Origin of the sequence: Methanosarcina sp. MSH10X1, from assembly GCF_004099695.1 — an archaeon.
In the GTDB taxonomy this organism is placed as follows: domain Archaea; phylum Halobacteriota; class Methanosarcinia; order Methanosarcinales; family Methanosarcinaceae; genus Methanosarcina.
The window spans coordinates 262,233-272,762 of sequence record NZ_SCHL01000003.1 but is presented as its reverse complement, the minus strand read 5'-3'; the positions used below and the strand labels follow the sequence as shown (position 1 = coordinate 272,762).

Sequence of the window (10,530 nt, the reverse complement as noted above, 5' to 3'; positions counted from 1 at the left end):
ATCTCTTCCATGATTTTCTCTTTTGTGAGGAAGACGCGTTTGCCGTCTCCCATACGCAAAGCATATTCAGTTGCCATCGATTTTCACTTCCTGACCAGCAGTTCCTTTGCCCTGGCTACAGCTTCGCTGGCATTTTCAGCGTAACAGTCTGCCCCGATCTTGTCAGCCCAGGCCTGGGTTGCAGGAGCTCCGCCTACCATGACCTTTATTCTGTCCCTGAGGCCTTCTTCTTTGAGGAGTTCGATAACGTCCCTCTGGCCCTGAAGAGTGGTGGTCATAAGAGCTGAAAGCCCTATCATATCAGCATCGACTTCCTTTGCCTTCTCGATAAAGTTCCTGACCGGAACATCACGCCCGATGTCGTATACTTCAAAGCCGGCAGACTGGAGCATTGTGGACACGATTGATTTGCCTATATCATGGACATCGCCTTCGACCGTACCGTTTACGATAACTCCCAGTTTCTTTGTCTGAGTTCCTGCAGGCATTTCAGCTTCAAGCAGTTTTACCCCTGCCGTCATCGCATCGGCTGCCATCATCACATGCGGAAGGAAAAGTTTCCCCCTCTCAAAAAGAGCTCCTACCTGGTTCATCCCTGCTGCAAGCCCCTTATCAATTATTTCCGAAGGCTCCATTACTTCTTTTGCCTTATTTACGGCATCAATCACTCTATCCTTTTTACAGGAAACGATCGATTCTGAAAGTTCCTGAAGTAACTCTTCTTTACTTGCCATTTCAACCCCATTTTCCAGATCTTTGTTTTATTTTTAAAAGCCTTTATGAATCTTTATAGCCCTCATAAAATAGAGGGCGTGGTCTTTCCAATTCTAGTTATAGTTAGAAAATTATGCACTGCAGAGCTATGTTTGTCAGGATCTAAGATTTATGCTTGTCAGGATCTAAGCTTTTCAGCTTCAGCATGCATTACTGGATTTAATGATCGAATATTTTCAATCGAGTTATTCCCGAACTACAACTTATATAGCCCCTTACTGCCTGTACAAAACTCTACGTCTGGTTTTCACCCCCTTCTAACCAGATCATGACGTTCTCAAGTGATTCTCTCTACGGGAAAATTCAGTTTTTAAAATCTTCAAGCAAGCCATTCTATTTTAATCCGATTTGAACTGGCAGGACGACGGATTTGATAAAAATTAATATTCTTCTGAAACTCCCCACGTATTATTTTAAATTTATATATTTATTCTTATCTTAGAAACCTTTTTTATGTATTAATTAAAGCTTCCAACCTAAGCAGGTACAATAAAATTTTATTCAGACAGGAATTATCAAGCTTTTTCCGAGGGATACAACTAATCAGGTCAATGTTCCGATCTGGCTTCCTCTCTGTGGGATTCCTGCTGTGTATAAAACCAGAGTGGAATGTATAGTGCCAGCACAATAAAACCGACAAACGTGGATGTCCATCCTATTTCAAGGCTGTTCAGAAATACGATACCTATAAAACAAAGGGGAAGGTTGAAAAATCCGAAAGCTAGCGCAATGAATTTCCAGCCTCCCGGAGCTTTGAAAGGCCTTTCGAATCCCACAAGTTCTGGATCCAATTTTGCTTTCACGTACGCAAACAGGCTGATACCGTTGGCACAAACATATCCTATGGCTGATGCAGCCAGAATTGCTGTAGGAGTCTTAAAGAATATAAGTGCCATATTAAATATCGCTATGACCAGCATTGCGAGAATGGGAGTGCCATGGGAATTTAGTTTCCCGAATATCTTCGGCAGGTTGCCCTCTATTGCCATTGAGTGCATTGCCCTGGCAGACCCAAGAAATGCTGTTTGTATAATCAATATCATAGCCGCAACCAGCATGATAATAGCTGCCAGCGTGCCTATCGGGCCAAAGGCTGCCCGGGCCACAGGAAGCATTGGAGAAATCGGTTCTGCAAGGATCCCTTCAACTCCCAGTGTTCCGGTAACTGCTGCCTGGACCAGGACGTATGAGAAGAAACATATAATGCCACAAGAAAACAGGGCTTTTGGCACGTCGGAATTCGGCTTTTTATACTCGGGACCATAGATAGCTGCCGTTTCCCATGCACATGCACTCCATTGAGCCATTGCAAAAAGTCCCAGCAGAATAAGAATATGATTCAGATCCCATGCCCAGTCTGCCGGGAGCCAGGTGTCTGTTATATTGGCAAGCTCAAAATCTCCAGTAATGAACGGAGCCAGTGTAATTGCAGCAAGTGGAATTAGGGAAACAGCTGCCAGTATATACCCAATAAACGCTCCGGTGGAAAGCCCACGATAACTAACAAGGATAAGAGCAGAAAAGATCACAGCACCCGATATAAGTGATAGATGAAACTCAGTGAATGTTGCAGCAAGTGAAGGGATCAGGCCGTGGAGATAGGTTCCTATAAGGATGGCAAAAATAGCAAGCACGGGATTCCATGCAAACCAGTAGCTCCAGGCACTAAAACCTCCTATGAGTTTCCCTTTGTCATATTTTTTTTTCTCTCTGCTTTTAAACACATTCTGTGCGAAGCCCGGGAGACCCGAAGCCTCAGGAAATGCTGTTGCGAGTTCCCCGTAAGCCAGATTCTGCATGAAACCCTGAAAAACCGATAATCCCCAGATTATAATTGCAAATGACCAGACCCAGTTAGCAAAATATCCGATAGATGGCAGTATCAGCAACGGGACGCCTATAGCAATAGCCAGTCCCTGCTTCCAGTCGATTGTTCTTTCAAGCGTACCGGGCTCACAGACAACTTTGGCACATTGTTCGGCGCGGCTCCGGTCAATACCTTCCCCGGTAGCCTTGCCTGTCTCCCCTGCTTTTTCTTCGTCATTGATAGTTAATTCCCCCATTTACTTACCGGTAATTATCATTGTACCTGTATTCTTATTATTCTATTTTTTCATTTATATTTTAATCCAATAAAATCAAATATAAGACTCTCAGATGAATGATTTGGGCTGCACCTTTAATGTTAAAATTGCCAAAAACAAGACCATTAGTAAGGTATTAAATAGCGATAAAAATAACGTACTCTATCAGGGGCACGTTCTATCAAGGATAATATGGCGATTTAAGGAGTATGAAAAATAGCAGGATAAGTATTACTCGTTAACACCTGTAAAATTGCCTTGAAAATAATTAATGAAAATAAAGTGTCAGTAATAGCTGAAGCAATAGGGTGGCCAGGGAGGCAGCATTCGGGAAGGCGGCACAGCCTGGTAAATCGTTTACAGCGGGCTGGACTAATCAGTCGTTATCCATACCCACGGTTTCTCCTACCGCAAGCATAAGTTCTCCATAAAGCAGTTTTTCAAGGGTCTCGGCTACGTATTTCCTTTGCTGGTATTTCTGGATATCTTCATGCATCCTGAGGTCAGAATCTACCTGGACGCGCAGGAGAGCAAAATGAAAGGCTTTTTCGTTCTTTATCTGCGCGGTATAGAAGGTTTCCAGCAGGTAAGGGAGTTTATGAGGATCTTCTATAGCTTCACTTAAAAGCAACATCTCTTCAGGAATATCCTGGTGATGTGAGGATATATCTTTTTTCCCTGTAATAAGCTGCAGGTTTTTTTCGGAATAGCTTTTCTCGAGGATAATAATTTCGCCAATTATATTTCCCACCTCTTCCCAAAATTAAGTTCAGGTTCATGGAGCGGGTTCCGGGATAAGCTCTCAATAGTCCCGGACTCTCATACTCAAAGAATTACTTTTAAGCAAGGTTCCGTGAGAAGGGAATAAAAAGGCTTCACGCCAGCATTCCCTTCACAATTACATCAATCGCGTCGTCTTCTTCAAGACCGCGAGCCATGAGGGTTTCAACTTCTTTTTTATCCACACACCCGATTGCAGCCTCGTGGGTTACCTTTGCCAGAGGGTTATCAACACGTACAATGGGAACAGCTTCGGCTCTAGCATTGCCCTGGATAACCTCCATACAGTCCACATGCCCTCTGGCTCTCGGGGCATGACCTTCGGTAATCCCCCTGAACTCCGATTCTGCGTTATCGGTAATTGCCAGCCGGCTTTTAATTACGCTTCTGGCATTTTCCCCATTAAGGGATATTTTTTCTAGGATTTTTATTTTGTCATCCTTTTTCCCGTAAACCTTGGTAACCATCTCACAGATAGCGTCTTTTTCGGCATCCACACTGTAGTCGAACTCCAGATACCCTACTCTGCCCGAGATCAGCGAGAAGTTAGTATAGTAACTGCCTCCTTCTTCTATCCTTACATGAGCTTTCGGAATCACCTGAATTCCTCCATGGGGGCCGTGGAAGTGGGTTTCCGTATACTTCAATGAGGCATTTTTCCCTATAAGCATTTGAGCATCCATTCTATGAATAACTTTTACAGCATTAGGGAATGTACAGTGTGCGATAAGCTCAACAGCCGAGTCTTCTTCGGCTACGAAGTTCATCTTTATTTCCTGAAGCCCATCCTCAGGGATAAGCCCGAAGCAGAGGTGGACAGGAAGCGGAATCTTGTACCCTTTTTTAATGGTCATTTTAATGTCCACTCCGTGTTCTGTCTCCTGTCTCTCGAGCACGATTCCTTCTGTCCCGTTCGCATTGAGCACCTTATTCCCGCTTACCACAAGGCTTGCAAGTTCATGCTTATGCAGGACTGCAGCATCTCCCCCGGCTGCCGAATAGGCTGCGTCCATATTTTCGATTTCGCTGGAAAGCGTATTAACGGTTATCTGGGTCATTTTCAGGCCGCCTTTGGTGGAGATACCCTGTTATCGCAGGGTATGCACCTGTTTTTGAAAAATTCGCTGATTTCCAGGGGGTCTCCGCTCCTCAGGATAGACCCTTCACACATCAGGGATGCTTTATCGGAAGCGGCTGCGATTTCCTCCCTGTGTGTAATCACAAGTACCGAGGAACCGTTTTCCTTTAAGGTCCGGATCAGAGCCACGATCTCCTTTAAGGAGACAACATCGATCCCGGAGTCAGGTTCGTCGAGAATAGCAAGTTTCGGTTTCATTGTAATTATGGACGCCAGTTCTATACGCTTCCTTTCGCCTCCGCTGAGCGCCTCACCAACTTCCCGATCCAGGTATTTTTCGGGCTTAAGGTCAACTTTCCTCAGGGCTTCTTTCAGTCCCTCTTCAGTTATGCCTCCATTGGCTTTTGCACCGATTGCCAGGTAATCCCTGACCCTGAGCCCTTCAAAACGGGCAGGCTCCTGCCAGGCAAGGGTAATGCCTTTTCTTGCACGTTCGGTTATTGAAAGCTTCGTAACATCTTCCCCATTAAAAATGAGGCTTCCTTCCTCGTGTTCATAACCCTGGAGTCCCATCAGGGTGTAGGCAAGTGTACTTTTTCCGGCACCGTTTGCACCGATAATGCTGTGAATTTCCCGGTCGCCTACCTCAAGATTGACCCCACGCAAGATTTTCTTCCCATCACGGCTCAGCACCAGGTTTTTTAAAGATAGAATCTACAACACCTCTAGTAAGTTTTTAGTTTTATTCCTGCAGCAAATCCCTGCAGCGCTGCAGATCTTTGACGGTATTTACATTTATTGCTAGTCTGGGATTATCAAGTATCAGATTAAAGTCTTCCTGTTCGTTTCGGATTTGAGAACTGTCCAGAATATTAATTCCGGCAGGTACTATCAGCTTCCCATCCTTATTGAAAACCGTATCCGGCCTGATTCCGGCTCCCTTGCAGGTGTTGATCGGAACATATACCGACAGTGCCGGCTTTCCTTCCTCTCTATATTTCTCAATTACCGAATCGATGAGTTCGGGATTTATCAGGGAAAGGTCTGACATAATAATCATTACAGGGCCAGTTGTTCCTGCGGTTTCTACCGCATAGATCATATCCCCTACGTAGTTTCCGCCAAAAGTCCTGATTACGGGGACTTCTCCTTTGTAGCGCTCCTGAAGCATGATTTCGGTCTTCGGGGTAACAGGTGAGACCGCTACAAAAACCCTGTCTATGCCCTTTGCGGCTCTCAGGGTATCTATTACGTAGGCTATGAGTGGTTTTCCAAGCAATTCAACACACGGCTTTTCTCCCATTCCAAGCCTCTGTCCGAATCCCCCTGCCATTACAATAGCGTCCATTCTAAACCTCCCATATATCCGTTAAATGAAAGTTTGAGGATAACTGCGAGAATAATGAGAGCAGTCACCCTGCCGATTTCGTTTGCAGTACCGATTCCGTCGCCATTCAAACCGCCGAAATGGGCATAGCTCCGGTTAAGGATTACCAGAGCCGAGATACAGGCACCCAGATAAGGCAAAAGTCCTATCCATCCGAAGGGCAGAAAACAAACAATGGCTCCGAATATGAAGCCTATCAGGAAATTTTTTCTTGTTGCTCCGTTTATAGTCATGGCTCCAAGGCCAGGGTAAGCCTGTTTTTCCCGTGGAGGTATTGGCTTCCCGAAGGCAGCGATAGTTAGCATGGATTGCTTTGCGCTGACCTCTGCAATAAACATTGACGCAAACATTAAAACCGGAAGGTCGGGCCCGAAAATAGCCAGACCTCCTTCCTGGACTGACCTTATGGAGCCGTAGAGGGTAAGCAGCAGCAGCATACAAAAGGCTGCTCCTCCTGTCCCAAGGGTTGTATCCTTCAGGGCTTTGAGCTTTTTCTCAATGGACCCATGAGCCATAAAACCGTCCCCGATATCAGTAACTCCATCGAGATGGTTAAAGCCTGTAATATAATATATGAACCCCATAATAAGGGCTGCAAGCACAGGTCCGGGAAATACCACCTGCCCTATATACGCAATCGACCCTATGAGAAGCCCGAGGACAGCTCCCACTACAGGATAGAAATAGATCTTCTTCATGAGCTCATCGATCCCTTCCATGCTGATTCCTACAGGAATCGTAGACAGGAAGCCAAAGCCCGATTTAAAAGCCAGCAAATATGAATTCATTGAATATCGCCTGTTTTTCAATCCTTTCTTTCAAACTCTGCCATACCTCTTGAATACATGCTGGAGGAGACGCCTCCTATAAGGCCCCCGATGACATCATCCATAAAAGGCCCGAGCTTTGCAAGGATTCCGGGCTTCTGTTTGTCATACCTTACAAACTCAAACGCCCCTTTGGAGCCGCTGATATAAGTTGCAATACTGGTGCCAAGCACTTCATCTGCAATTATAAAAGTAAGGTCCTTTTCATAGGCACTTTTGCTGAGATTCGGGAGGGTTCCTGCCCTGCCTTCTCGTTCCAGCAGGATCCCGGAATAGATCAGAAGGCAGAGGTTCGGGTCCGAGAGCGCGTACTTGAGTTCCCTTTTGAACAGAGCGTCGGCTTTCTCCCTGGTTTCAAGCCCAGGATGGGGGATGTACATTTCCAGAGCCGTATCTGTAAGATCCTGAATACTGATGCCTTCTTCAGCCAGGATGTCGAGGATATCGACTGTAGCTTTTCCTTCTACTTTCTCAGGCTGCCCTTTTTTCAGGTCCCTTTCCTCAATATCGGATAACTTCATATGATCACTTCGGGGTTGTTAAAACGGTTATATTAAACTTCGAAAATCTTTAACAACATTACATGGCTTTTCCAGGAGACCTGCTTCCACATGAAGTTCTGGTTATCTAACGGAACTGGCTCCGGCGGCAAAGGAAAAGTCACGGATACAGGTGTATCCCTGCTATCTGGATTACTGCCGCAAAGGCAGCAAGCGAGAAGCCTGATGCAACTGCTATTAGTTGGGATACCCTTTTTATATCTTTTACTTCGGTAGGGGGATATAAGGCCCCAAGTATGTAATTCTCAGGTTTTTCAAGTTTTACTCCGAGCGCTCCAGCAGTAGCTGCCATGGGATAGCCGGAATTGGGGGACGGCGTCTTCATTCCGTCTTCAAGGGCGCTCTTTATGCTATTCAGGGGGGAAATTCTTCCCAGCTTTTTCGGGAGCAGAGCCACTATAAAGGCTGCCGCAAAAATGAATATAACGGAGATCCGGGCAGGAATCCAGTTCAGTACATCATCGGATTTTGCCGAGAAGTATCCGAGTTCCCTGTAAGGTTCGGTTTTGTATCCTACCATGGAATCCAGAGTACTTATAGCTTTAAATGCATATGCAGCCACAAGCCCGAATTCTCCGAACAGGGCATAATAGAAGAGTGGACTCAGGATGCCGTCAACATAGTTCTCGGATACGGACTCAATAACTGCGGAAGACATCTGGGTTCTGCTCAGTTTAGAAGTGTTCCGGCTTACATATATCGGCAGCAGTTCCCGGACTTTATCAAGCCTGTTTGCTTCAAGGTGCCCATAAATCTCCCTTGCAGGGCTGAGCAGGCAGTTAATGGCAAAAGTGGCTTTCAGAAAATAAGCTTCGAGAAGGAGTGCAAGCACCCCTGGAATCCCCGGAAGGGCTGCAATGTAAAGCACGGAGTAACCCAGCAAAGCTGCAAAAAAAATGCAGCATAGAGCCATTGCAACTCCATAGATTTTCCTGTGGGTCTGAGGAGCTGCGTTTTTCAAAACATTGATTAATTTTCCTATCCATACGACCGGATGTACGGCAGCAGGCGGTTCCCCGAAAACTACGTCTATGGCTGCTGCAAGCAGAAGTACGAGAGCAAGGTGCCCGCTGTCCGGCACAATCATAGAATGGGCTCCATAACTTTCTTCCAGGCAACTTTTACAAGTTCGTCCGTGTCTCCTTCCTGCATAAGGCAGTCAAGAATTTTCTGGGCTATTTCCGTATTGTGAACCAGATGGCAGTCAACGCAGCTCCACACCCTGCCGCCTCTTGAGCTCTGGATCCATTTTCCTCCTGTGCGTTCGTTTTCACAGGGATAGAACGGACAGAAGCAGAAGGTACAGTTCTGGCCTTCGAAATGGCAGGGATAGTATTCGCAGGTTTTCCTGCCTCCTATGCCTTCTTCAGAAGCCTTTTCTATCACATTCTTCAGTTCGCTTTTCGCCTGTTCTTTGCCCCACTGGGTAATCACATCCCCGATTGCGGCAATCAGCCTGTCATTTTCTTCTGCGGTCCGGACCGCGACTCTTATATAGTCCTTTCCAAGGCCGTGGAAGGACGAACAGTCCCTTACAAGAACTCCGCGAGCTGCCAGGCGTGCACTTAACTCAGTCGAGTCAAGCATGAACTTACTGATATTGACAAAGATAAAGTTTACATTTACTTCTCCGGCTTTAAAACCCCTTATCCTGTCGAGTTTCGCTTTAAGTTCCTCTCCTTCTTCCCTGATCATCAACCTCGCTTTTTTCAGGTACGGGTTTTCGATTCCGCCTTCAATATTAAGAAGCGCAGTTCCCATAGCATTTGCCACGGTTCCCAGGTTCCAGGAAAGCCTTGCAGTATCCAGGATTTCAGCCACTTCAGGGGAAGCTATCCCGAAGCCCATTCTGATTCCGGGGATTGCAAAGTCCTTTGTAAGGGAACGCATGACAAAAACGTAATTATTGCTTGCTGCCAGGTCGGCAACGCTCTGTGCAGGGTCGGAAAGTTCGATAAAAGCCTCATCCACGAAAAGAAGGGTTTTATGCCGCATGCAGCGTTCGGCAAGGGCTTTGATTTCTTCCCGGGTACGGATTTTTCCTGTGGGGTTATTGGGGTTGCAGATATACAGAATTTTTGCTTTTTCCAGAAGCTCGTCAGGAAGGATTTCAACCTCATCCTGGCTCGGGTATTGCAGTTCTGCTCCCACAATCCGGCACTGCATCTCATATTCTCCGAAAGTGGGCCAGGGGAGAAGGGCTATATCTCCTTTCTCAAGCACACATTCCGCTACAAGTCTGACAATTTCCGTTGAACCGTTGCCCGGAATTATGTTTTCCGGGGTTATTCCGAGCCCTACGAACTTTGCAGCAGCTTCCTTAAACTCAGGGTACCTGTTGTCAGGGTATTCGGCAAGTTTCTTAAAGCCGTTTTTAAGAATTTCATCAAAGTTCAATCCGCTTTCCGGATGTTCAAAAGGGTTTCCCAGGGGATTAAAGTTGGCACTGAAGTCAAGAATTTCGCTTTCAGGAATCCCGTAAGTTTCAGATGTTTCCTGAATTAACCCTCCATGCCTGCAGGGCTTCAGGTCCAGCAGATGCTTCCTTAAAGGTACACTTCTTTGCTCTGACACGTTGATCGCAAATATTTAGTGTGAATCATGTATATTAAGCTGCTTATTATATTATTCAAACTAAACATGCCTTTATTTGCTTTACGATTATTTGATTGCGAAAACTTCTGCTTCTGGAATCCATTCTACTTTATTTTACAGAATAAATATATTAACCTAGCCTTGTTTCTTTATTACTCAGTGCTTTTCTCAATATTCTTTTTCTTGCTGATTTCATATAGTATCGAAAAAGTAAAATAGCTTGCTTTTAACTAGTACAATCCAGAATCATCCAGAATCATCCAGAATCATCCAGAATCATCCAGAATCATCCAGAATCATTCAAGACCATTCAAAACCATTCAAAATCATTCAAGACCATTCAAAACCATTAAAATCGTTCAAAATCGTTCAAAATCATTCAAAATCGTTGAAAAAAGAGTTTATCTTTCATTAGCAAAGAGCATATCTTTCATTAGCAGCATGC

Annotated in this window: 10 protein-coding genes; all 10 read right to left on the bottom strand. The window is 45.3% G+C overall.

Going from position 1 to position 10,530, the window contains the following annotated elements; genetic code table 11:
* Positions 1–83: 83 nt before the first annotated feature.
* The gene (mtbC, locus tag EQO05_RS04485; RefSeq protein ID WP_128504153.1) at positions 84–734 is read right to left on the bottom strand and encodes a dimethylamine corrinoid protein MtbC; all 651 of its coding nucleotides are present in this window, start codon (positions 732–734) and stop codon (positions 84–86) included.
* A 588-nt stretch (positions 735–1,322) separates the two neighbouring features.
* Positions 1,323–2,837, bottom strand: coding sequence for an APC family permease (locus EQO05_RS04480; RefSeq protein WP_128504151.1), 1,515 nt, complete (start codon positions 2,835–2,837; stop codon positions 1,323–1,325).
* 397 nt (positions 2,838–3,234) lie between these two features.
* Entirely contained in the window at positions 3,235–3,609 is a 375-nt protein-coding gene (locus EQO05_RS04475; protein WP_370273566.1) for a hypothetical protein, read from the bottom strand.
* 124 nt (positions 3,610–3,733) lie between these two features.
* Positions 3,734–4,696: a SufD family Fe-S cluster assembly protein gene (locus tag EQO05_RS04470; RefSeq protein WP_128504149.1), complete on the bottom strand. Its 963-nt coding sequence runs from the start codon at positions 4,694–4,696 to the stop codon at positions 3,734–3,736.
* A gap of 2 nt (positions 4,697–4,698) precedes the next feature.
* Entirely contained in the window at positions 4,699–5,382 is a 684-nt protein-coding gene (locus EQO05_RS04465; RefSeq protein WP_240664321.1) for an ATP-binding cassette domain-containing protein, read from the bottom strand.
* 76 nt (positions 5,383–5,458) lie between these two features.
* Positions 5,459–6,064 (bottom strand): NTP transferase domain-containing protein, encoded by a 606-nt coding sequence (locus tag EQO05_RS04460; protein WP_128504148.1) that lies wholly within the window; start codon positions 6,062–6,064, stop codon positions 5,459–5,461.
* Positions 6,049–6,891, bottom strand: coding sequence for an adenosylcobinamide-GDP ribazoletransferase (gene cobS, locus EQO05_RS04455; protein WP_128504146.1), 843 nt, complete (start codon positions 6,889–6,891; stop codon positions 6,049–6,051). Before cobS ends, EQO05_RS04460 begins: the two co-directional genes overlap by 16 nt.
* A 17-nt stretch (positions 6,892–6,908) precedes the next feature.
* Complete coding sequence (gene cobZ / locus EQO05_RS04450) at positions 6,909–7,451, bottom strand: alpha-ribazole phosphatase CobZ (RefSeq protein ID WP_128504145.1); 543 nt, start codon at positions 7,449–7,451, stop codon at positions 6,909–6,911.
* Between the two features lie 139 nt (positions 7,452–7,590).
* On the bottom strand, positions 7,591–8,577 hold the full coding sequence (locus EQO05_RS04445) for a cobalamin biosynthesis protein (protein WP_128504143.1): 987 nt from the start codon (positions 8,575–8,577) through the stop codon (positions 7,591–7,593).
* Positions 8,574–10,064, bottom strand: coding sequence for a threonine-phosphate decarboxylase CobD (cobD, locus tag EQO05_RS04440; RefSeq protein WP_128504141.1), 1,491 nt, complete (start codon positions 10,062–10,064; stop codon positions 8,574–8,576). Before cobD ends, EQO05_RS04445 begins: the two co-directional genes overlap by 4 nt.
* Between the last annotated feature and the right edge of the window lie 466 nt (positions 10,065–10,530).

Coding starts and splice junctions, on each gene's coding strand:
- mtbC (WP_128504153.1), bottom strand. CDS start 734: ATGGCAAGTAAAGAAGAGTTACTTCAGGAACTTTCAGAATCGATCGTT.
- EQO05_RS04480 (WP_128504151.1), bottom strand. CDS start 2,837: ATGGGGGAATTAACTATCAATGACGAAGAAAAAGCAGGGGAGACAGGC.
- EQO05_RS04470 (WP_128504149.1), bottom strand. CDS start 4,696: ATGACCCAGATAACCGTTAATACGCTTTCCAGCGAAATCGAAAATATG.
- EQO05_RS04460 (WP_128504148.1), bottom strand. CDS start 6,064: ATGGACGCTATTGTAATGGCAGGGGGATTCGGACAGAGGCTTGGAATG.
- cobS (WP_128504146.1), bottom strand. CDS start 6,891: ATGAATTCATATTTGCTGGCTTTTAAATCGGGCTTTGGCTTCCTGTCT.
- cobZ (WP_128504145.1), bottom strand. CDS start 7,451: ATGAAGTTATCCGATATTGAGGAAAGGGACCTGAAAAAAGGGCAGCCT.
- EQO05_RS04445 (WP_128504143.1), bottom strand. CDS start 8,577: ATGATTGTGCCGGACAGCGGGCACCTTGCTCTCGTACTTCTGCTTGCA.